The organism is Gottfriedia sp. OAE603 (genome assembly GCF_040543965.1).
Taxonomy (GTDB): Bacteria; Bacillota; Bacilli; order Bacillales; family Bacillaceae_G; genus Gottfriedia; species Gottfriedia solisilvae.
On the sequence record NZ_JBEUNN010000001.1, the window covers coordinates 410809 to 432842 of the forward strand.

Consider the following 22034-nt stretch of genomic DNA (forward strand, 5'->3'; position numbering starts at 1 on the left):
TAGCGTGAAGGCAGTTGTTGTAACTGAGTTCGGGAAACCAGAAGTACTAAAGTATGTTGATTTAGAAATCCCTACATTCAACTCAAAGCAAGTGTTAATTAAGGTAGAAAAAGCCAGTGTTAATTTTGCAGATATAAAATCAAGATACGGAAAAAAAGGGCAAGGCAAACTTCCATTTATTCCAGGATTAGATGCTGCTGGTGTTATTATTGCTGTTGGAAACGAAGTAACACAATTTAAAATCGGAGAGAAAGTAGCGGCATTTCCAGTTGGTGGCTCATATGCCGAATACGTAGTAGCAAATGAAAATTTAACATTTCATATACCAGAAACAGTCGGATTTGATATAGCTGCAGCGTGTCCAACTGTTTCTTTACTTTCATATAAATTATTAGCAGATTTAGCCAGAATTGAAAAAGGTGAGACGGTCCTTATCCATTCTGCAGCTGGAGGAGTAGGAACTACAGCTATACAGATTGCTAAGATTTTAGGTGCAGGTAAAATCATAGGAACGGTTGGAAACGAAAAGAAAGCTACAGTTGCACAAGCTGCTGGTGCTGATCAAGTTATTTGTTATGAAAATGAAGACTTTGCTAAAAAAGTAAATGAACTAACAGACGGCAAGGGCGCAAATATTATACTAGATTCAATAGCCGGTAGAATATCTGAGCAAAGCTTACATTGTTTAGCTCCATATGGCCGACTCATTCATTTTGGAAATTCAAGTGGGGAAGTAGGACATTTTAATACACAACAGTTGCATTCAAGTTGTCGATCGATTTTAGGGTTTAGTTTAGGCACAACTAGAAAAGAACGCCCTGAATTATTGAATGATACGGCTAAACAAGTTATCAACTTCATTGAAAAAGGCCAATTAACGATTAAAATTGGTCATCAATTTTCTTTAGAAGACGCCGAGAGTGCTCATAGATTACTAGAAAGTCGTCAAAGTATTGGTAAGATTTTATTGAATGTGAGGAATAAATGAATAAAGATTTATTGTAGCGGAAGTTGTAAATAGGGGAACGGATGAGACCTGTATATATTGTTATGATCAGGCTATCCAGGGGGGGGCCAACAATTTTTATGCAGGGACAAAATAAATGGAATATCCATATTACTAGCTTCATATATATATCAAGTAAACACTACTCTAGGGTAGTGTTTTTGTTTTGTAGAAAAAGATTATTGATATTTAATACCTTGTACTAAGTACTTGTATTAATTTGTCGAAATTATAAGAATTTTGTATAAAGGAAATTGATAAAAAATATCGAATATTATCAATTGTAAGACTATATTATTTTTTAATATAGATATAAACTGACTCCACTGAGAATACCGACAGTTGGAGGCATTCTTACGTTTTTTTAAACGTACCTTACTATTAAAAGGAGAGTGACTAGCACATGGATTTTTTATTATCTAAAGAACAGCAATTGATTCAAGAAATGGTACGAAGCTTTGCAGAGAAGGAAATTGAGCCTTTTGCAGAAGAAAATGACCGCGATAGTAGATTCCCAATTGAAACATTCCAAAAAATGGGCGAATTAGGTTTGTTAGGTATTCCTTTTCCTGAAGAATACGGTGGAAGCGGAAGCGATACAATTAGTTATGCAATAGCTGTAGAAGAAATAGGACGTGCATGTGGTGGAACTGGATTAAGTTTTGCAGCCACAATTTCACTTGGAGCTTCTCCTATTTATTATTTTGGTACGGAAGAACAAAAGCAAAAGTACTTAGTTCCAATGGCACAAGGAAAAACACTTGGAGCGTTTGGTTTAACAGAACCTAATGCTGGCTCAGATGCTGGGGGAACTCAAACAAGAGCAGTATTAGATGGTGATGAGTACGTAATTACAGGAGAGAAATGCTGGATTACGAATGCTCAGTATTCAAACACAATTATTGTTACTGCTTATACTTCAATTGATGAAAGAGGAAAGAAAAATATTTGTGCATTTATTGTACCGACGGATTCTGAAGGTTTAACGATTACAGATCCTTACGACAAGATGGGTGTACGAGCATCAAATACGACTCAAATCGTTTTAAATGAAGTACGAGTACCAAAAGAAAATATTCTAGGCAATCCAGATAAAGGATTTGGCCAGTTCTTATATACATTAGATGGTGGAAGAATTTCAATTGCAGCTCTTGCTGTAGGTATTGCACAAAAGGCTTTTGATAAAGCATTAGCTTATTCAAAAGAACGTAAACAATTTAACCAGCCTCTTTCTAGCTTCCAAGCAATCCAATTTAAGCTAGCAGATATGGCAATGGGAATTGAATTAGCTCGAAATATGGTACACAAAGCTGCATGGTTAAAAGATAATGGAAAACCTTTTACAAAAGAAGCGGCGTTCGCTAAGTTATACGCTTCTGAAATCGCTTCCAAAATTGCGAATGAGTCATTACAAATTCATGGCGGATACGGATACATGAAGGAATATGGTATTGAACGTTTAGTACGTGATGCTAAGTTACTTGAAATTGGTGAAGGAACTTCTGAAATTCAACGTATCGTTATTGCAAGACAATTAGGATGCCGATAAGGAGCGAGAATATGATCAAAATACTGATTGCAAACCGCGGAGAAATCGCATGCAGAATTATCCAAACATGTAAAAAAATGCGTTATCAAACTGTTGCTATCTATTCAGAGGCTGATAAGGAAAGTTTGCATGTTAAGTTAAGTGATGAGGCTTTCCCTCTTAAAGGAAATCATACGAAAGATACGTATTTAAATGGTGAATATATCATTCAATTGGCTAAAGAAAACAACGTAACTGCAATTCATCCAGGTTACGGTTTCTTATCAGAAAATAGTGATTTTGCTAAAAAATGTGCAGAAGCTGGGATCTTATTCGTTGGCCCAAAGCCTGAACATTTAGAAATGATGGGTGAAAAAATTAGAGCTAGACAACTGATGGAGCAATTAAATATTCCTGTTATCAAAGGGAACTCTCATCCAATTCAATCGGTAGAAGAAGCAAAAGAAATTGCATTCGATATTGGTTATCCAGTCATGTTAAAAGCCTCCAGTGGTGGCGGTGGAATTGGTATGAAATTAATTGAGAATCAAGAACAACTTGAAAAGGAATTTGTTGCAACTCAAACTAGAGCGCTTCAATTCTTCGCAAATGATGATGTATTTATTGAAAAAGCAATCTTAAAACCAAGACATATAGAAGCACAAATTGCAGCAGATACACTTGGCAATATCGTATTCTTGTTCGAAAGAGACTGCTCAATTCAAAGAAGAAACCAAAAGGTTGTTGAAGAGGCACCATCACCGTTTCTTTCTTCACATGGTCGTAAGAAGCTTGAAGAATATGCACTAACAATTGCAAAGAAAATGAAATATATAAATGTAGGTACGATTGAATTTTTAGTAGATGAAAATGAAAATATTTATTTCTTAGAAATGAATACTAGATTACAAGTAGAACACGGAGTTACTGAGGGAATTACAGGAATTGACTTAGTTGAATGGCAATTCCGCATTACATTTGGTGAAATTCTTCCAATTCGTCCACATCATGTTGAGATGAATGGACACTCGATTGAAGTAAGGGTTTATGCGGAGGATCCTAAAACATTTTTCCCATCACCTGGAACTGTTCAACATTGTAGTTTTCCAGAAGTTGAAGGTGTGAGAGTTGATACACATCTTTACGATGGCTGGGTTGTATCTCCATTTTATGATCCACTTTTAGCAAAAGTAATTGTTACTTCAAAAACTAGAAAAGACGCAGTTCAACAACTACAGTCGTATTTATCAAGTGTACGTATTGAAGGAATTAAAACGAATGTACCATTTTTAATTGATATTCTTTCTACGAAAGGCTTCCAAGAGGGCGATTATGCGACTAATTTTATCAGTGAATATCAAAAAGTAAAGTGAGGTTTATATAATGGAAATTTTAACGGCAATGATGGCAGGTAGTGTATGGAAATTACTAGTAGCAGTTGGTGACGAAATTAGTAGTGACGGAGAATATATTATCTTGGAATCTATGAAAATGGAAATTCCACATGCAGCACCGTATAAATGTAAGGTTGTAAATGTATTTGTGCAAGAAGGCGATTTTGTAAATGAAGGCGACTCATTAATCCAAGTTGAAAAACTAGGTTAGGAGTAAATAGATGAAGCTACCTCAATCAGTTATTTTAAGGGAAGTTGGACCACGTGATGGGTTACAAAATGAGAAACAATTTGTTCCAACAGAAAAGAAGCTTGAATGGATCGATTTATTGGTAGAAAGTGGTTTATCTTATATTGAAGTTTCTTCATTTGTTAGGCCAGACTGGATTCCTCAACTTAGTGACTCTGTTGATCTATTCGCAAAACTTAACAAAAAAGAAGGGGTTACTTATGCAGCACTTGTCCCAAATAAAAGAGGACTAATTAGTGCGTTTGAAGCTAATGCAGATGAGATTAACTTTTTCGTTTCTGCAAGTGAAACACATAATTTGAAAAATAAAAATGCCAATATTGAGCATTCAATGAATGAAATACGTTCGATGATCACTGAATGTAAACAACATAAAAAAACAACAAGAGCATATATATCAACAGTATTTGGTTGTCCTTATGAAGGTAATATCAATACTGTTCAGGTTATTAAGATGGCCAATCAATTAGTTGAGTGCGGTGTAGATGAAATTTCTTTTGGAGACACAATTGGAATTGCTACACCATATCAAGTAAATGAATTTCTGGAAGACTTATTAAAAGAAATATCTGTTGACCAGATTGCAATGCATTTTCATGATACATACGGTCGTGCAATGGCAAATCTTTATACTTCGTTGTTATTTGGAATTGAAAGATTCGATTCGTCAACTGGAGGATTAGGTGGCTGCCCATATGCACCTGGTGCAAGCGGAAATGTAGCAACTGAAGATATTGTTTCATTACTTCATCGATTAGGTATTTCAACTGGCGTTGATGATAAGAAACTTCACCATGCGACTAATTATATTTCTGAGGCGATGAACTTGACGCCAGTTAGTAAATTATTTTCCGTATGGAATGGTTCAAAGGAGAGTATTTAAATGGAATCCTGTTTACTTGTAAATGATATTGGTCATGTAAGAGTATTTACGCTTAACCGAACGAAACAAGCAAATTCCTTATCTCGCGAGTTACTAGAAGCTCTTCATGATGAAGTGGATAAATTATCAAAAGCATCAGAGATTCGTGCAGTTTTATTTACAGGCAGTGGTTCTTCTTATTTTTGCAGTGGAGCTGATTTAAAGGAAAGAAGAGGCATGACTGAAAACGAAGCTAGGGAAACAGTTGCTATGATTGGATCCCTATTCTTTAAAATTGAAAAGCTTCCAATGCCAGCTATTGCAGCTATTAATGGCGTTGCATTAGGCGGAGGCTTGGAACTTGCTTTAGCTTGCGATATTCGACTTGCTCATAAAGACGCAATTGTTGGCTTACCAGAAACATCTTTAGCGATTATTCCTGGAGCAGGTGGAACGCAAAGACTACCACGCTTAGTTGGACTTGGAAAAGCTAAAGAATTGATCTATACAGGGAAACGATTAAATGCACAAGAAGCTGAGCAAATTGGAATTTTGGAGCATGTTGTTGAATTAGATGAATTACAAAATAAAGCATTAGAAATTTGTGAAGCAATTGCAAGCAAAGGACCTCTTGCAATACGTGCAGCAAAAAAAGCGATTCAATCTGGTTTCGATCTACCATTAGATTTAGGTTTAAGATTAGAAACTTACGAGTATGAAAGATTACTACATACTGAAGACCGTATGGAAGGTTTAAATGCGTTTCAAGAAAAACGTCAACCACAATACAAAGGAGAGTAACTCACATGTCAAACGAAGCAACATATCAAGCTCGAAAAGACCAAATACTTTCTGGTGGGAAAGAAAAGTATCATGAGAGCAATGCTAAAATTGGGAAGCTTTTTGCTAGGGAGAGAATTAATCAGCTAGTAGATAAAGATAGTTTTGTGGAAGATGGTTTATTTGCCAATTGTGTAAATGATGAGTTTCCAGCAGACGGAATTATAACAGGAATCGGTAAGATTAATGGTCGCACAGTTTGTGTAATGGCAAATGATTCTACTGTAAAAGCAGGATCTTGGGGTGAAAAGACGGTAGAAAAAATTATTCGTATCCAAGAAACTTGCCAAAAAATGCTGTGCCCACTAATTTACCTTGTAGATTCAGCTGGTGCGCGTATTACTGACCAAGTATTCATGTTCCCGGGAAGACGTGGAGCAGGGCGAATATTCCATAATCAAATAAAGCTATCTGGCCAAGTACCTCAAGTCTGCTTATTATTTGGCCCATCGGCTGCCGGTGGCGCGTATATACCAGCATTTTGTGATGCAGTATTCATGGTTGAAGGCAACTCTTCTATGTATTTGGGATCACCTCGTATGGCTGAGATGGTAATCGGCGAAAAAGTATCGCTTGAAGAAATGGGCGGAGCGAGAATGCACTGTTCAGTTTCAGGGTGTGGGGATGTTTTATGTGAATCTGAAGAAGATGCAATTCGACAAGTAAAAGAGTATTTATCATTTTTACCAGCAAACTTTAAACAAGGGTCTCCTGTTGTAGAAGCAAAGAACCCAGTTGTTAAAGAAAAATCATTAGCTGAAATTATCCCAGGTAATCAAAACGTACCATTTTCAATTTATGAATTTATCGATCGAGTAGTAGATGAAAATTCATTCTTTGAAATTAAAAAATTATTCGCGCCTGAGTTAGTAACTGGTTTTGCTAGAATTGATGGACGAAGTGTTGGTATTGTAGCGAATCAGCCTAAAGTTAAAGGTGGCGTATTATTCCCAGATTCAGCGGATAAAGCAGCTAAATTTATCAATTTATGCGATGCTTATCATATTCCTTTATTATTCTTAATGGATGTACCAGGATTTATGATTGGTACAAAAGTAGAACGAGCAGGAATCATCCGACACGGTGCGAAAATGCTATACAGCATGAGTAACGCGACAGTGCCAAAAATTTCAGTTATCGTTCGTAAAGCATATGGTGCAGGTTTATACGCAATGGCTGGTCCTGCATTTGAAACGGACTGTGTAATTGCTTTCCCATCAGCTCAAATTGCGGTAATGGGTCCAGAAGCTGCCGTAAACGCAGTATATGCAAACAAAATTGCAAGCTTACCGAAAGAAGAACAAGCTGCATTCATCCAAGAAAAACGTAAGGAGTATTCTGAGGATATTGATATTTATCGATTAGCTTCAGAATTAGTTGTTGATGTTGTCATTCAACCAGAAGAGCTACGTTCTGAACTAATTAAACGATTTGAATACTACTCGGAATCATACGAAACGCCAAGCACCAAAAAGCATGGAGTATACCCGGTATAATAATGAGAGCAGTCCTCCAAAGAGGGCTGTTTTTTTATGAGTAGTAACTTACAATTGGTTTAAGTTGAGGATAGTTTTTGCTTGTCTTTAATGTGTATCAGTTATCATTAGCGGGGGAACATAAAACAAAATATTGTTTGAAAGTGACAATATCGTCACGTTAGTTCATGTTAAATCGATGGTTATGAAAAACAAATCAGATTATATTTAACATGAATAGGAGGTCATCAATATGAAAACAGTAATCCGAACAAAGAATTTATCTAAAAACTATGGAAAAACAAACGTTTTAAAAAATATTGATTTGGTGGTTAGTTTAGGAGAGTTTACAGCAATAATGGGTCCATCTGGATCAGGTAAGTCTACACTAATGAATGTATTATCTACAATCGACCAATTCACTGGCGGAGAAGTATGGTTAGAAGAGCAATCCTTATTAGATTTAAATAAAAAGGCGTTAAGAAAATTTAGGCAAGAACATATGGGATTTATTTTTCAGGATTATAACTTACTAGATACACTAAATGTAAAAGAAAATATATTATTACCTCTTTCTCTACGTAATGTTTCATCAAAAGAAATGGAAGAGCGTTTAAGTCCGATCATTCAGGCTTTAAATATTGAAGATATCCTTCTTAAATATCCTAATGAAATCTCAGGGGGACAAAAGCAACGAGCTGCTTCTGCTCGCGCTATTATAACAAATCCTGCAATTGTTTTTGCAGATGAGCCAACGGGAGCACTTGATTCACGTTCCGCAACTCAATTATTGGAACAACTTGTGAACTTAAATGAGACTTTTCAAACTACTATCTTAATGGTCTCCCATGACCCATATGCAGCAAGTTATTGTAAACGAGTTATTTTTTTAAGAGACGGAAAGATTGTGAATGAGCTTTATAAAGGAGATCAAGATCAAAAGACTTTTTATGATCGCATTTTAGATACTCAAAGCTTGATGGGAGGTAATTAACAATGAGCCTTCTTGAGCTAACTTGGCGGAATATTAAGCAGAATTTTCGATTATATACAATTTACCTAGTTTCAATGATTATCGGTGTTATTATTCAATTTACATTCTCGGCTTTAATGTATAACGAAGATATTATTAATGCACTTAAGAATAAGGAAAATTTCCAAATGGGTGTGACGATCGCGACCGTTGTCATATTCTTGTTTATCATTTTCTTTATTTTATATGCTAATTCATTCTTTATGAAACAAAGAAAAAAAGAGTTTGGAATGTATCTACTATTTGGAATGAGTGAAGCTCAAATCACCTTAATGATATTCTATGAAAATCTAATGATCGGTGGCTTTTCTTTAGTAAGTGGTATGATAATAGGGGGATTACTTTCAAAATTCTTTGGCATGTTACTAATGAATTTGATGGAATATACGAACGTAATTTCTTTAAACTTTCCAATTGAAGCGATTTGTTCTACTGTTTTACTATTCTTTTTACTAACAGTAATTATCAGTATTCAAAGTTTCTTTATGATTCGAAGAGTTCAATTAATTGAACTTTTTCATGCTCATTCAAAAATGGAAAAAGCGTTTAAATCATCACCATTTTTAGCGTTATTATCAATCTTGTTATTAGGTATATCAATTTATTGTATTAGTCGTGGTTTAGAGTCTGTTTTATGGCAGGAGCATGCAAAAATAGTATTAGTGACTGTAACAGTCGGTATGATAGGCGGAACATATTTATTCTTCCGTCAGTTTACTGGATGGTTACTTGAATTTATTAGTAGTAGAAAAAATTATCGCGAAGGCAACACAGTACTTTGGGCGTCTTCGTTAAAGTTTCAAATAAGAAGTAATACGTTAAACCTAACGTTTATTACTTTATTTAGTGCCATTTTAATCTTATTAATCGGTTTTGTAACGATTAATTACAAAGTACAATTTGAAGCAGTTGATATGAACCTACCGAACGATATTTCTTACCAATCAATTAATAGTGAAACTAATGATAAAATTGAACGTCTAATAAAAAAATCAAAACATAAAATTGAAGATCACAAAACAATTGAAGGGATAGTATCTAAAGCTAATTCAGACCGTAAAATAGCATTTGAGAACCCTTCATATTTCTCGAAAGAAATTTTTCTATTTTCGGAAACTACTTACAATCAAATCGTCTCAAATCGAGGCGATGATCAAAAAGTCAAACTGAAGGGAACAGAGGCAGTCTCGCTTTCTCAAGGAACCGACTTTGGAGCAGTTTATGAGCAAAATAAACGACCGAATTTTAGTATTATGACTAATCAAGAAAAGTCCTTCAGTCTGGTAGAAAAGAAGGACTATGCCTTACTTGGTTGGGCAACGAATCCATATGGGTCAATGGACAAAAAGCCAGCAGTTCTTGTCATTTCAGATGAAGCCTACTTAGAGTTAAAGGACAATGCAGTCAAACAGCAGTATGAAATTTATACAATCAAAAATGCCCAAAATGCTGAATCACTTTCAAAAGAAATCCATTCAGTAGTTACGAAAACACCAAAACCCTATTATTCATCCTTTGCTGACGTATATTCAAAGCAAATTGAAAGCTCTTCACTATTACTGTTTTCAGCATGCTTCCTTGCAATCATAGCTTTGTTCGCACTAGCTAGTGTCATTTACTTTAAACAATTACGCGAGGCAACTGAGGAGCAAAAACAATACGCTATCCTACGTAAGATTGGTGTAAATAATAAGGTCATGAAGAGTGTCATTCGTAAACAATTACTATTCGTTTTCATGCCACCACTTGTACTAGGTATCATTCATAGCTGGTTAATCCTAAAATACTATATCCTAGACTCAGTTCAAGACTTTCCAGAACTATCTAATGTGATTATAGGAGTTCTTCTAGTCTACACGTTGATTTACTGTTTATTTTATTTATCCTCTACAAGCATTTACTATAAAATAGTGAACCAAAGACGCTAAGTGACATAAAAACACAATGACAATACATTTAATAGAATCAGCTTAAGAATATAAAATTACAATTAGATAATTAATAAGAGGACTAAATCACATAGGATTTGGTCCTCTTATTTTTATAGTAAATTATTTAATAGTTGCTTACTACAATCATTTATTTTCGTTTCAGAAATAGATTGAGAAATCGTCGGATTCGTTTTTCATTTTATAATCAAGATGGGGAAGAAGAAGAAACATTCTCTTAGAGTCCCCTCATTAACTCACAATGATTGGAACGGAAGGTGCTCGACTCCTATGGGAGCTGCGGGACAGCTGAGACCCCGGAGGTTCGCCGAGGAGGCTCAGCGCCCGCCCCATGGAAAGCGAGCATCCTGAAGTGGAAATCAACGAACTAATTTAATAAACAAAAGGGCGTTTTGAAATTTTATTACTATATTCCTAAGGTATTTCCTTTATCGTCTCTAAATAAGGATCACTATTTTTAGGAAAGTGAATCACAAATTTCGTAAAAACATTTTCTTCAGAAGTACAAGTTATATAATGCCCGAGTTTATTTGAAAGCTCCTGTGCTAAATAAAGACCCATGCCAGTTGATTTTGTAAAAATACGTCCATTTTTACCTGTAAAACCACGATTAAAAATCCGAGGAAGATCCTGCTGATCAATACCAATACCTGTATCTTGTATGATTAAACGTTTTTCTTTCACCGTATCCTCAGTAGAAATGATGATTTCTCCATGATTACTAGTGTATTTTAAACTATTGCTAATCAACTGATTTACTATAAATTGTAGCCATTTTGAATCACTTTGAACAACCGTAGAATGTAACGATAAGTGTAAGCGGATTTTTTTAGCAATAAACGCCTTAGAGTTGTTCTTAACAACTTCTTTTACGATACGTCCCACATTACAATTTACGATTTCATAATCCTGATGAAAGTTTTCTAACTTTGCATAGTAAAGAGCTTGGTCTACATAATGCTCGATTTTAGCTATTTCTTCACCTAAGCTTTTCTCATCAAACTCAGTTTGCTGCATTAAACTTAAAACTGAAATAGGCGTTTTGATTTCATGAAACCACGATATGATAAAATCATGATACTCTTTCTGCTTAAATTGTATTTCATTTATTGTTCGAATTTGATTTTTTTTTAAGTCCTCTAAATGCTGCTGATAATAGTAACCTTCAAATGATAAATTCTCGTGATCTTCTTCATCTATTTGACGAACTATTTGAATGTTTTTCTGAAAACGATAAAGTAAAAAACCTGCTAAAATAAGTAAATTTAATGTTGTCGCATATATGAATGTTTGCCATTTCAAAGAAATTGTTGGATCTGTATAAAACAACGCACCTAATACAATGTTGCTAATAATGAACATATAAAGATAAGATTTCTCGAACTTTAAAAATATCCAAAACTTCTTCATATAAGATAGCCTAAGCCTTTACGTGTAATGATAAATTCATCAAGACCAAGTCCAGCTATTTTTCTTCTTAAACGATTTACATTTACAGTTAAAGTATTATCATCCACAAATTGTTCATCATTCCACAAAGCTTGCATTAAATCCTCACGTGATACGATTTTACCTATGTTTCGCATTAAAATCTGCATAATAATAAACTCATTTCGTGATAATTCTACTGAGTTGTTTTGATATTCAATTGATGAGTTATTTAAATGAAACTTTAAGTCTCGGTGAATTAATTGCATATTACTTTCATCTTGATATGTATAATTTCTTCTTAATAATGCACTTACTTTCGCTACTAAAACACCTAAATCAAATGGTTTTTGTACAAAATCATCGCCACCCATGTTAATTGCCATTATGACGTCCATATTTTGATTTCTTGAAGAAAGAAATATAATTGGAACCTTAGATACCGTCCGAATTTGTTGACACCAATAAAAGCCATCCAAAGATGGTAGATTAATATCTAATAATACTAAATGAGGTTGAGCCTTCTCGAACTCAGTAAGTACTTGATCAAACTGATTGATTTCAATTACTTCAAACTGCCATTTCTGTAAGGTTTCAGAGACTATTTTTCTAATTTTCTCATCATCTTCTACAATCATGATCTTGAACATTTTTACCTCCATATTGAAAAGAATATTCAGTATTTCCTCGTCATGAAAAGACTATCATACGAAAGGAGAATCTACAATAAATGCAGAAATTATAAAATAGTTCACTTTAACAGGAACGTTAGTTCGCATTTTGAGTTAAATAATGGTATAATTTACTAATAATAAATAGGAGGGATTTTAATGAATCAAATCGATTTAATTGTACTAAATTTTGAAGAAATAAGACGTAGAAGTATTAAGGTTTGGCAGTCAATTCCTAAGAATATGTTAAATTGGAAGCCTGATGAAAAAGCTTTAACTTGTGCGGAAATGGTTCGACATGTACTAGAAAGTGAATATATATATCTTCAAATTTTACAAAATAGAAAAAGTATTTCACACCCTGAAAATCCATACGACCTTGTTGAATTTACGAATGTACAAGATGATTTAGATAGAGCAATACCTCTTCGACATGAATTTATTAACTACATTAAATCTATAGAAGTGTCTGATCTTGAGAATGTAAAAATAGATCGTTCAGACGTGGGATATATCCGTACCTTAGGAGATATGTTACTAAGAGTGGCTTATCATGAATCTGTACATACTGGCCAATTATTGGACTATATGCGAACGATGAATATTGAACGACCGAATATTTGGGATTAATAGATTAAAAGATATAGAGAATAGTGAAAAATAGAGAAAGACATGTATGTGAAGCATTCCAGAAATGGGGGGCTTTTCTTTTTTATCTAAATAGTTAAACAAACGTTTGATTCATTCTCCTAATCATCTAAAACTATGAACTATTTATACTAGAAACAGTATTTGGTGCTTATAATGATAGTGAGCATTTAAAGTTTCATAAAACGTCGATATATTTTGATGTGAAAGTAGCCTATTTATTTTGCACTACAAACAGGGGGTAAACAATGAATAAAATTGATGAAAAACTAAAAGAGTGGCGGTCTCATGAGTTAATAGATGACGAGACTGTGAGCAGAATTTTAACTTATGAAAATCATAGGAATAGAAGTGAGAAGCAATCATTTTTAACGAATATCGTACCCTTTCTTATTGCTTTACTAGTTGCATTTTCAATACTAGCGCTCGTCGGAAGCAACTGGAATAATTATGATCAAACAGTAAGATTAGTCATTATTTTTGTTACATTAATAATTTTTCATTCAGCGGCATTTATTAGTTATCAAAAGGGAAAAGAGCTTTTCGGAAATTGTTTAAATTTCATAAATGTAATTGGATATGCGTGTGCTTTCGTTTTAATTGTACAAATGTATCAATTTTCTAGCGATAGCCCAATATTTCTTATTACTTGGACATTATTAGCCTTTCTTTATTATTACTTTTTAAGGCATGATCTGTTTTATTATTTATTCTTAGGAATTGGATTATTTAGTTTAAACTATAGCGCTAGTAATGGAACATCTTATGTATATCTTTTACAGCTACCATTATTACTTTGTTCAATTTATTTTCTATTGAAAATGAAAACTCGTTGGAATGCGAGCTTCAACTATACATTTTTAGGATATATACTCATCGTGTTTTTTGAGACGATTTCTGATGGTCAGAATATTACTCCGATCATCGCGGTAATATTTGCTCTGTGGCTACTTAATGAGTGGGGATTGATTGATTATGTACTACTTCCTTTCATTACTCCATTTATTTGGATTGCTACCTTTATTACGACGACAATGGGCGTAACTTATGATGTAATTCATGAAATTCAAAAAGAATTATCGTTTCCAGTTTTCAATATTCTAATGTTATTGTTCATTTTATTAGCTGTTTATACTGTTTATAGAAAATGGAGAAGTAATGAGCAAATCAAAAATTATCTTTGGATTTACCTATTCATTTTCTTATTACCAATCTTGGGTATGCAAGACGAATTAGCTAATATGATTGTTGGTGTCTTCATTTTATTTGCTTATTCTTGTATTCGTTTATTCTTTGGTGTTTCTCATCAAGAAAAAAGAAGCATGATCATCGGCTTTATTACCTTTATTATTCTTGTAATTGGTATTTACACAGGATTATCTGTTACTTTCATAGGTAAATCAATCGTATTCATCATACTTGCAGCTATACTCTTTATCGTCTTTATTCAATCGAAAAAAGCAAGAGGTGATGAATATGCAAAATAAAATGAAACTAATATTATTGTCATTCATACAGTTAATTTTGCTGCTTTCATTACTTGGAAGCATAATGTACTTTAAACAAACTGCTGACACTTTTAAGATTGAGGCAGAAAGCTTAGATCCAATTGAGCCATTATTCGGTCACTATGCAGCACTATCATATAAATTCGATGAAATTACCGATAAGGATTGGAAGGGTGAAGCGAAGCCGAAAGAAGGGCAGAAGATTTTCATAGTTTTCAAGAAGAGTGAAAAGGGACTCTACATTTTTGATTTTGTAACTGATCAACGCCCTGACAAATTTAAATATATTAGCGCTGAAATATCATATGTATATGATACATATGATAATGGCGAAAAAGTAATCAATATCAACCATAATCTAGATCGATTTTATATTCCAGAGCATCAAATGAATGAGTATAATCAACCGGGTCAAGATTATATTGTAACCATAAAACACAAAAAGGACCGTGCAGTTGTTCAAACTGTTGATGTCTCAAATTAACTAAACCACTCTAGAGTGGTTTTTCTTTTGATAACGACTTATTTATCAAGAAATAAATAGGGGAGAGGAGTATAGGGAAATAACCAAACAAACGTTTAATTAAAAAGATGAAAATAAAAAAAGAACCCTATTAAAGGGTTCTTTTTATTATTAAGCTGAAATATTGCTTTCTACTTTTAATAAATTAGCTTTCTCAAGACGCTTTCTTACAATTACGCCAATTGTAGAAGCTAAGTATGCTTTAACAAGACCTAAAATGATAAACGGGTAAAATCCTCCTGTTAGTGCTGCTTTCCAACCTAAATCCAGAGAGATTTTTAACCAAATTGTTCCGAATAGTAATGTAACTAGCATTCCAATCGTATTTGCTACGAATACTTGTAAGACTGTGAAACTAGATTTTTCTATATAGTAAGCAATGATCAATACAGTAGGTAAAAATCCAATTAAATAGCCACCTGTTGGCCCAATAAGTGCACTAAATCCAGCTGAAAACTCCGCATATACAGGTACTCCGATCGCACCAATTGCTAAATAGATTAGTACTGAAATTGTTCCATATTTTCTACCTAAAATTGTTGCAGCAAGTCCGATTGCTAGTGTTTGACCTGTAATTGGTACCGGAGAAAATGGTAAAGGAATAGATATTTGTGCAAGTATACCAATAATCGATGCAAATAAAGCTGCAGTAATAAGCATTTTCAATCTTTCTGGATGCATTTAAAATCCCCCATTCTTAATGTTAACTTATTTATATTTTTAGTTAACATATGATAAGTTAATTATATTTTATAAGGAAAAATATTGTCAATAACTAAATACGATATAAAAAAAGAGAAAACCATCAGTTTGGTTTTCTCTTTTATCTGCTCAAAAGGGTTACAAGTTACAATTTTATATCCAAATAAATTGCGATAAGTAAAAAAATAATATACATAAATAATTTTAAATAGTTTACCAATCAAGTATCCTCCATCAAAATCGCATAGTTAGGCATGTGAATATCGATCATCAGTTGATACTATTTCATTTAGGAGCATTACGTATTGAATTGTGTTAAATCGTATGGCAAATTGTTTAAAAATATGTTTCAAGAACGAGCTGTGTCTAATTTTATGTTAAGCTCCAATAATCTCTATTTGTACTTCTTTATGGTATAGACTTAATGTGAGGCCTTTTTTTTGTCTATGAACTTATAAAAATTAGCTCACTGTTCCATTTGTATATTATATTACGCTTGTTTCATTTTTGATTGTACAATCTGATTTTTTATCTAGATTAAGTGCCTAAAATATACAATAGAGTTCACATATCATTATAAAAAAAGGAAAAATTTAACATTTTTAAAGGATTTCTAATAATTTAATAGAATAAGATGTATGGTGGATTTATTTTATTTTGAAATACTGTTAAACAGCTTAAAAGGAGGACAACATGGGAAAATCGATTGTACAAATGAAAGGTTTAACGAAAGTAATCAAAAATAAGAAAATAGTTTCTGATTTAAGTTTTGATATTTATGAAGGAGAAGTTTTTGGCTTTTTAGGTCCAAATGGTGCTGGTAAGACAACGACTATTAGAATGATGGTTGGACTAATGAGTATTACTGAAGGTGATGTAATAATCAACGGAAATAGCATAAAAACGGACTTTGAAAAAGCTGTTGCGAATATTGGTGCGATCGTTGAAAATCCAGAGTTATATAAATTCCTAAGCGGATACGATAATTTAATGCAATATGCAAGAATGGTAAAAGGAATCACAAAAGAGAAAATTGATGAGGTCGTAGAGCTTGTAGGTTTAACGAGTGCGATTCGCAATAAAGTCAAAACATATTCACTTGGTATGAGGCAGCGTTTGGGACTAGCTCAATGCTTATTGCATGATCCAAAAGTTCTTATTTTAGATGAGCCAACAAATGGACTTGACCCAGCTGGTATTCGTGAGATGAGGGATTATTTACAGAAATTAACACGAGAAAAAGGGATGGCTGTCATTGTATCTAGTCATCTTTTATCTGAGATGGAAATGATGTGTGATCGAATTGGTATTATTCAAAAAGGTCAGCTCGTTGGTGTTCAAACGGTAAATGAGCTGATTAACGAAGAATTTCAAACATATATTGTTGAAGTTAGTGATGTAAGTGCTGCTCAAAAAGTACTGTCTAAATATAGTGTTGAGATTAATGAAAATGATATTTATGTTCAAGCATCTAGAGAAGACGTTCCAGAAATTATTGAAAAATTAGTTCATGCAGGCATAAAAATATATGGAATTAAGGTGAATTCAAAAACATTGGAAGACCGTTTCCTTGAAATAACGAATGTTTAATTCAACGATGTAAGATAGTGAAATTAACTGTAAATACATACTTTGAGTATTTCTAAGAGAAGGGAATATGACCATGATAAAATTGATACAAAATGAATGGATAAAAATTATAAAAAGACCAGGAACGCTTGTCATGATTGCTCTTGTTATTATTTTAGTAGGAGTGGTTGGTGCTTTTACAAAATATTCAGAAGGTAAATCTCAACTAGTAACCGATGATAAATGGAAACAAGTACTACAACAAGAAACGGATTCACTGAAAAAGGATTTAAAAGAAGCCCGTAAAAACGATCCAAATAAAAAATTTATTGAAAAAAACATAGCTGTCAATGAATATAGAATAAAACATAATATAGCTCCGAATGAGGAGAGAAATGTTTGGACATTTATTGATAGCACATCAGATGTGATTGTACTAGTTGGTTTATTCACAATTATTATAGCCGCAAATATTGTAGCAAGTGAATTTAACTGGGGAACGATTAAATTATTATTAATTAGACCATATTCTAGAAGTAAAATTATTTTATCAAAATATTTAACTAGTATTCTGTTTGGTCTTGTATTTTTAGCAGTTTTATTTTGTGCGTCTCTAATAATAGGATTAATACTTTTTGGACCGGCTGATGGGAATCCATCTTACTTAGCGTATGTTGATGGACATGTTGAAGAGCAAAGTCGTTTACTATATTCTGCAAAGCTATATTTATTAAGTTTCATTGAGACATTTATGCTTGCTACGATGGCTTTTATGGTCTCAACAATCTTTAGAAACAATACGATCGCAATTGGTTTATCTATATTTTTATTATTTATGGGTAATGTGATTACTACGATCGTTGCAACGAAATATGAATGGGCAAAATACATACTTTTTGCAAACACGAATCTCATGCAATATATGGATGGAGCACCTCTTGTTGAAGGGATGACGATGGTTTTCTCATGCATCGTACTCGTATGTTATTTAGTTGTTTTCCTATTCCTAGCTTTTTATGTATTTTCAAAACGAGATGTAACTGCATAAATAATTTTATGAGCACAATCTATCAAGATTGTGCTTTTTCTATTGATTTTGTGTAGTTTGGTTAAAGATAAAGTTAGAATTATTTTTGCAAGAATAAAACGAAAAACTATAACAATATAATATTTAGGGAAGCTGGATTGAGCTGTTACTTAAGGTTGTGTGGAGTAGAAATTTTGTGAGACAACTTAGTAAAGTAATTACTGAGAAAGATTGTTGTTCGGTACATGTGTAAACTGACCGTGTTTGTATGAAATGAAAACAATTATATATCTTGCTTAAGTATAAATTCAGCCAGTCCTGTTAGCTGCTCAATTGATAAAATTTATTTTTTTGTACTTTAATTTGAGTGGAATAAATAAATTTAAGTATATTGATATAATTTTATGCTTGATTAAAAAAATGTTGACATTTGTTTCGTTTAGGAATAAAGTTGTTATTAATCAAATGACGAAAAGCAATGATAGGAACTCGAGTAGTGGTGTTTTCCCTGTAACAGAGAGCTGATGGTGGTGCAAATCAGTACAAAAAACAACATGAATTACAATCCTTGAGCATCTTCCTCGAAGCAAATAGTGAGGGGAAGACGGTGAATAGCCGTTATGAAATGAAGATATTAGTATACTAATTTACATACTAATAATTTAGGGTGGTACCGCGAATTTAACCATTTCGTCCCTACTGTGTAGACAGTAGGGACTTTTTTTATTTTTAGAAGAAAATCAATTGAATAGTGTAAAGCAATGAAAGGCACAAAGTAGTGATGTTTTCCCTGTAACAGAGAGCTGATGGTTGGTGCAAATCAGTACAAAAAACAACATGAATTACAGTCCTGGAGCATCTTCTTCGAAACGAATCTGTGAGGGGAAGACGGCGAAGAGCCGTTATGAAATGAAGATATTAGTACAGTATATTTTTGTACTAATAACTAGGGTGGTACCGCGACTTGAATGTTCGTCCCTACTGTGAAAACAGTAGGGATTTTTTTATTTTTGGCCTTAGTGATATAGACAGTTTTTAAAAGTCGGTCCTGACCAAGGCGGTTCCACTTTTCGTGATGTCTAGTTCCACCGCCTAGTCCCTCGAGGTCATAAGCCAAAGCCCAGCAAAGGTTAAAGAGCAACCTTCACTGGACTTTGTCTTATGCTTGTCGGTCCTGAGCGAGGCGGTTCCACTTTTCGTGATGTCTAGTTCCACCGCCTAGTCCCTCGAGGTCATAAGCCAAAGCCCAGCAAAGGTTAAAGAGCAACCTTCACTGAACTTTGTCTTATGCTTGTCGGTCCTGAGCGAGGCGGTTCCACTTTTCGTGATGTTTAGTTCCACCGCCTAGTCCCTCGAGGTCATAAGCCAAAGCCCAGCAAAGGTTAAAGAGCAACCTTCACTGAACTTTGTCTTATGCTTGTCGGTCCTGAGCGAGGCGGTTCCACTTTTCGTGATGTCTAGTTCCACCGCCTAGTCCCTCGAGGTCATAAGCCAAAGCCCAGCAAAGGTTAAAGAGCAACCTTCACTGAACTTTGTCTTATGCTTGTCGGTCCTGAGCGAGGCGGTTCCACTTTTCTATTTTGAAAGGAGTGATGTTTTTGATTGATGAGTATGACTATTTATACAGAATAAAAAAAGATTATAGGGAAAGAAGGAGTAATTTGGAATAAGTAGAAATGGTTTAATGATGAACACTTGCTTAGAAATGCTCGAAAAAAGCTTTAGCAAGAATAGATGGAACGGGTATTTTTAAGAAAGTAAGGTAATAGATTATTATGTGAAAAACAAAAAAAGGGGAACTGAGAAATGAAAGAAGCTGCTTTTGAAACAAAAATAATACCACCTCATTTAAAACAATATTTGTCGGAACAAAATTATGATCTGTACACACCGATTGATCATGCTGTGTGGCGTTATGTTATGCGACAAAATCATCATGCTTTAAAAGATAAGGCGCACGCTGCATTTGTTGATGGATTAAAACAATCCGGAATTGAAACGGAAAAAATTCCAAATGTAGCTGAAATGAACGAGTGCCTTTCTAAAATTGGATGGGGTGCTGGAATTGTAAATGGATTAATTCCTGGGGCTGCATTTTTTGAATTATTGGCAAATGGAATTTTACCAATCGCTACTGAGATCCGAAAGATTACAAACATCGAATACACACCTGCACCAGATATTATTCATGAGGCAGCTGGGCATGCTCCAATCTTATTTGACCCAGTTTTTAGAGAGTATGTACAAAAAATTGGTTCAATTGGTGCAAAAGCATTTGCTACAAAAGAAAAGCAGGAATTATTTGAAGCAGTTAGAAACTTAACAATTGTGATGGAAGATCCGAAATCAACTGCTGAAGAAAAAGCAGCAGCTCAAAGATTGGTTGAGGAAAAACAAAACGCAATTGTAGGAATTTCAGAAGCTGAAAAAATTTCACGCGTATTTTGGAGAACAGTTGAATATGGTTTAATAGGCGATGTTGATCAACCAAAAATTTACGGAGCAGGTTTATTATCTTCGGTTGGTGAAAGTACACATTGCTTTACAGATGCTGTAGAGAGATTACCTTTCACTGTAGAAGCTGCTACGTTGCAACCAAAAAATGTAACGGAAATGCAATCACAGCTATTTGTATGTAAAAGCTTTGAAGAGCTAATGGAGGGTGCTGAAGAACTAGCAAATACAATGGCATTCCGCGTTGGTGGTACTGAAAGCTTAGATAAGGCTTTAAAATCGAAAAGTGTTGCAACATTTGAATTAAATTCAGGCTTAAGTGTAACAGGAATTGTTCACGCAATTTTAAAAGATGAAAATGGTGAAGCGATTTATGTTAATACAACTGGAGAGACTGCATTATCAGTTAATCATCAACAATTAGAGGGACACGGTAAGGATTACCATGCAAAAGGTTTTGGTACACCAATCGGACTTCTTAAAGGAAATATAGAATTAGAAGAATGTGACGATGACATGCTTAAAAATTTAGGTATTGTTGTAGGAAACTATGTTGATTTAGAATTCTTGAGCAATGTAAGCGCTTCCGGCAGAATTGTGAATATCATCAAAAATAATAATAAAGTCGCTTTAATTTCTTTTGAGGACTGCACAGTTACTTATGAAGGTAAGGAATTGTTTAAGAAGGAATGGGGCACTTTTGATATGGCTGTTGGTTCTAAAGTTACATCAGCTTACCCAGGTGCAGCTGATCCAGCTACTTACTTTAATGATTCACTAAAAGAGGTAGAAGTTGTTGAGGAAACGCCAGCACCTTTAACTGAATTAGAAAAACTATACAAACAAGTTAGAGTCATTAGAGAGAAGAATACATTCTGTGATGATTGCATTAAAAAGCTAATTGATACGTATGATGAACTAAATCGTTCGCATAAAGAAGATTGGTTATTACGTTTGGAATTACTTGAATTATCAATTGTAAATCCAAAATTAAACCATTTAGTATTACCTCTTAAAAAGGATTTAGAAGAATTAAGTAAAGTTAATTCACTGAAAAATCTGATTACAAATGGTTTGAAATTAATTTAATCGTTCATTATGGGAAGCATTACTTCAATAAGGAGTAATGCTTTTCGTTGTGATATCCTAAAGATGTAAAATAATTTA

Annotated in this window: 18 protein-coding genes and 2 other annotated features; of the genes, 15 read left to right on the top strand and 3 right to left on the bottom strand. The window is 33.8% G+C overall.

Annotation, left to right across the window (positions count from 1 at the left end; genetic code table 11):
• Positions 1 to 4: 4 nt before the first annotated feature.
• The 9 genes from ABID96_RS01920 (at position 5) to ABID96_RS01960 (ending at position 10316) form a co-directional block, all read left to right on the top strand.
• The gene (locus ABID96_RS01920; RefSeq protein WP_192603387.1) at positions 5 to 988 is read left to right on the top strand and encodes a quinone oxidoreductase family protein; all 984 of its coding nucleotides are present in this window, start codon (positions 5 to 7) and stop codon (positions 986 to 988) included.
• Between the two features lie 421 nt (positions 989 to 1409).
• Positions 1410 to 2555 carry an acyl-CoA dehydrogenase family protein gene (locus ABID96_RS01925; protein WP_088000952.1) on the top strand — a complete coding sequence of 382 codons (1146 nt, stop codon included), beginning with the start codon at positions 1410 to 1412 and terminating at the stop codon, positions 2553 to 2555.
• An 11-nt stretch (positions 2556 to 2566) separates the two neighbouring features.
• Positions 2567 to 3907: an acetyl-CoA carboxylase biotin carboxylase subunit gene (locus tag ABID96_RS01930; RefSeq protein ID WP_192603386.1), complete on the top strand. Its 1341-nt coding sequence runs from the start codon at positions 2567 to 2569 to the stop codon at positions 3905 to 3907.
• A 10-nt stretch (positions 3908 to 3917) separates the two neighbouring features.
• On the top strand, positions 3918 to 4139 hold the full coding sequence (locus ABID96_RS01935) for a biotin/lipoyl-containing protein (protein ID WP_192603385.1): 222 nt from the start codon (positions 3918 to 3920) through the stop codon (positions 4137 to 4139).
• Between the two features lie 10 nt (positions 4140 to 4149).
• Positions 4150 to 5061 carry a hydroxymethylglutaryl-CoA lyase gene (locus ABID96_RS01940; RefSeq protein ID WP_192603384.1) on the top strand — a complete coding sequence of 304 codons (912 nt, stop codon included), beginning with the start codon at positions 4150 to 4152 and terminating at the stop codon, positions 5059 to 5061.
• Positions 5062 to 5841 carry an enoyl-CoA hydratase-related protein gene (locus tag ABID96_RS01945; protein ID WP_192603383.1) on the top strand — a complete coding sequence of 260 codons (780 nt, stop codon included), beginning with the start codon at positions 5062 to 5064 and terminating at the stop codon, positions 5839 to 5841.
• 5 nt (positions 5842 to 5846) lie between these two features.
• Complete coding sequence (locus tag ABID96_RS01950; protein ID WP_192603382.1) at positions 5847 to 7376, top strand: acyl-CoA carboxylase subunit beta; 1530 nt, start codon at positions 5847 to 5849, stop codon at positions 7374 to 7376.
• 232 nt (positions 7377 to 7608) lie between these two features.
• Positions 7609 to 8349 (top strand): ABC transporter ATP-binding protein, encoded by a 741-nt coding sequence (locus ABID96_RS01955; protein WP_192603381.1) that lies wholly within the window; start codon positions 7609 to 7611, stop codon positions 8347 to 8349.
• A 2-nt stretch (positions 8350 to 8351) separates the two neighbouring features.
• Complete coding sequence (locus tag ABID96_RS01960; protein ID WP_192603380.1) at positions 8352 to 10316, top strand: ABC transporter permease; 1965 nt, start codon at positions 8352 to 8354, stop codon at positions 10314 to 10316.
• 435 nt (positions 10317 to 10751) lie between these two features.
• Here the strand turns inward: ABID96_RS01960 and ABID96_RS01965 are convergent, their stop codons facing one another.
• Positions 10752 to 11747 (bottom strand): sensor histidine kinase, encoded by a 996-nt coding sequence (locus ABID96_RS01965; protein WP_192603379.1) that lies wholly within the window; start codon positions 11745 to 11747, stop codon positions 10752 to 10754.
• Complete coding sequence (locus ABID96_RS01970; RefSeq protein WP_192603378.1) at positions 11744 to 12415, bottom strand: response regulator transcription factor; 672 nt, start codon at positions 12413 to 12415, stop codon at positions 11744 to 11746. The genes ABID96_RS01965 and ABID96_RS01970 overlap by 4 nt, the downstream gene beginning before the upstream one ends.
• A gap of 180 nt (positions 12416 to 12595) precedes the next feature.
• On the opposite strand from ABID96_RS01970, the gene ABID96_RS01975 reads away from it, so the two are divergent.
• The 3 genes from ABID96_RS01975 (at position 12596) to ABID96_RS01985 (ending at position 15076) form a co-directional block, all read left to right on the top strand.
• On the top strand, positions 12596 to 13066 hold the full coding sequence (locus ABID96_RS01975; protein WP_192603377.1) for a DinB family protein: 471 nt from the start codon (positions 12596 to 12598) through the stop codon (positions 13064 to 13066).
• Positions 13067 to 13332: 266 nt separating this feature from the next.
• Positions 13333 to 14571 carry a DUF2157 domain-containing protein gene (locus ABID96_RS01980; RefSeq protein ID WP_192603376.1) on the top strand — a complete coding sequence of 413 codons (1239 nt, stop codon included), beginning with the start codon at positions 13333 to 13335 and terminating at the stop codon, positions 14569 to 14571.
• The gene (locus ABID96_RS01985; protein WP_192603375.1) at positions 14561 to 15076 is read left to right on the top strand and encodes a GDYXXLXY domain-containing protein; all 516 of its coding nucleotides are present in this window, start codon (positions 14561 to 14563) and stop codon (positions 15074 to 15076) included. Before ABID96_RS01980 ends, ABID96_RS01985 begins: the two co-directional genes overlap by 11 nt.
• Before the next feature lie 150 nt (positions 15077 to 15226).
• On the opposite strand, the gene ABID96_RS01990 is transcribed toward ABID96_RS01985, so the two are convergent.
• The gene (locus ABID96_RS01990; protein ID WP_192603374.1) at positions 15227 to 15796 is read right to left on the bottom strand and encodes a biotin transporter BioY; all 570 of its coding nucleotides are present in this window, start codon (positions 15794 to 15796) and stop codon (positions 15227 to 15229) included.
• Between the two features lie 714 nt (positions 15797 to 16510).
• Here ABID96_RS01990 and ABID96_RS01995 point away from each other — a divergent pair.
• The 3 genes from ABID96_RS01995 (at position 16511) to ABID96_RS02005 (ending at position 21956) form a co-directional block, all read left to right on the top strand.
• Positions 16511 to 17407, top strand: coding sequence for an ABC transporter ATP-binding protein (locus tag ABID96_RS01995; protein ID WP_192603373.1), 897 nt, complete (start codon positions 16511 to 16513; stop codon positions 17405 to 17407).
• 73 nt (positions 17408 to 17480) lie between these two features.
• Positions 17481 to 18434, top strand: coding sequence for an ABC transporter permease (locus ABID96_RS02000; protein WP_192603372.1), 954 nt, complete (start codon positions 17481 to 17483; stop codon positions 18432 to 18434).
• A gap of 448 nt (positions 18435 to 18882) precedes the next feature.
• Positions 18883 to 19114, top strand: a binding site (T-box leader).
• 51 nt (positions 19115 to 19165) lie between these two features.
• Positions 19166 to 19396, top strand: a binding site (T-box leader).
• Between the two features lie 823 nt (positions 19397 to 20219).
• Positions 20220 to 21956 carry an aromatic amino acid hydroxylase gene (locus ABID96_RS02005; RefSeq protein ID WP_192603371.1) on the top strand — a complete coding sequence of 579 codons (1737 nt, stop codon included), beginning with the start codon at positions 20220 to 20222 and terminating at the stop codon, positions 21954 to 21956.
• The last annotated feature ends 78 nt before the right edge of the window (positions 21957 to 22034 follow it).

What these genes read in the sequence shown, in the direction of transcription:
- ABID96_RS01980 (WP_192603376.1), top strand. Translation starts at nt 13,333, where the DNA reads ATGAATAAAATTGATGAAAAACTAAAAGAGTGGCGGTCTCATGAGTTA.
- ABID96_RS01975 (WP_192603377.1), top strand. Translation starts at nt 12,596, where the DNA reads ATGAATCAAATCGATTTAATTGTACTAAATTTTGAAGAAATAAGACGT.
- ABID96_RS01970 (WP_192603378.1), bottom strand. Translation starts at nt 12,415, where the DNA reads ATGTTCAAGATCATGATTGTAGAAGATGATGAGAAAATTAGAAAAATA.
- ABID96_RS01925 (WP_088000952.1), top strand. Translation starts at nt 1,410, where the DNA reads ATGGATTTTTTATTATCTAAAGAACAGCAATTGATTCAAGAAATGGTA.
- ABID96_RS01950 (WP_192603382.1), top strand. Translation starts at nt 5,847, where the DNA reads ATGTCAAACGAAGCAACATATCAAGCTCGAAAAGACCAAATACTTTCT.
- ABID96_RS01965 (WP_192603379.1), bottom strand. Translation starts at nt 11,747, where the DNA reads ATGAAGAAGTTTTGGATATTTTTAAAGTTCGAGAAATCTTATCTTTAT.
- ABID96_RS01935 (WP_192603385.1), top strand. Translation starts at nt 3,918, where the DNA reads ATGGAAATTTTAACGGCAATGATGGCAGGTAGTGTATGGAAATTACTA.
- ABID96_RS01990 (WP_192603374.1), bottom strand. Translation starts at nt 15,796, where the DNA reads ATGCATCCAGAAAGATTGAAAATGCTTATTACTGCAGCTTTATTTGCA.
- ABID96_RS01945 (WP_192603383.1), top strand. Translation starts at nt 5,062, where the DNA reads ATGGAATCCTGTTTACTTGTAAATGATATTGGTCATGTAAGAGTATTT.
- ABID96_RS01960 (WP_192603380.1), top strand. Translation starts at nt 8,352, where the DNA reads ATGAGCCTTCTTGAGCTAACTTGGCGGAATATTAAGCAGAATTTTCGA.
- ABID96_RS01930 (WP_192603386.1), top strand. Translation starts at nt 2,567, where the DNA reads ATGATCAAAATACTGATTGCAAACCGCGGAGAAATCGCATGCAGAATT.
- ABID96_RS02000 (WP_192603372.1), top strand. Translation starts at nt 17,481, where the DNA reads ATGATAAAATTGATACAAAATGAATGGATAAAAATTATAAAAAGACCA.
- ABID96_RS01995 (WP_192603373.1), top strand. Translation starts at nt 16,511, where the DNA reads ATGGGAAAATCGATTGTACAAATGAAAGGTTTAACGAAAGTAATCAAA.
- ABID96_RS01940 (WP_192603384.1), top strand. Translation starts at nt 4,150, where the DNA reads ATGAAGCTACCTCAATCAGTTATTTTAAGGGAAGTTGGACCACGTGAT.
- ABID96_RS01955 (WP_192603381.1), top strand. Translation starts at nt 7,609, where the DNA reads ATGAAAACAGTAATCCGAACAAAGAATTTATCTAAAAACTATGGAAAA.
- ABID96_RS01985 (WP_192603375.1), top strand. Translation starts at nt 14,561, where the DNA reads ATGCAAAATAAAATGAAACTAATATTATTGTCATTCATACAGTTAATT.
- ABID96_RS02005 (WP_192603371.1), top strand. Translation starts at nt 20,220, where the DNA reads ATGAAAGAAGCTGCTTTTGAAACAAAAATAATACCACCTCATTTAAAA.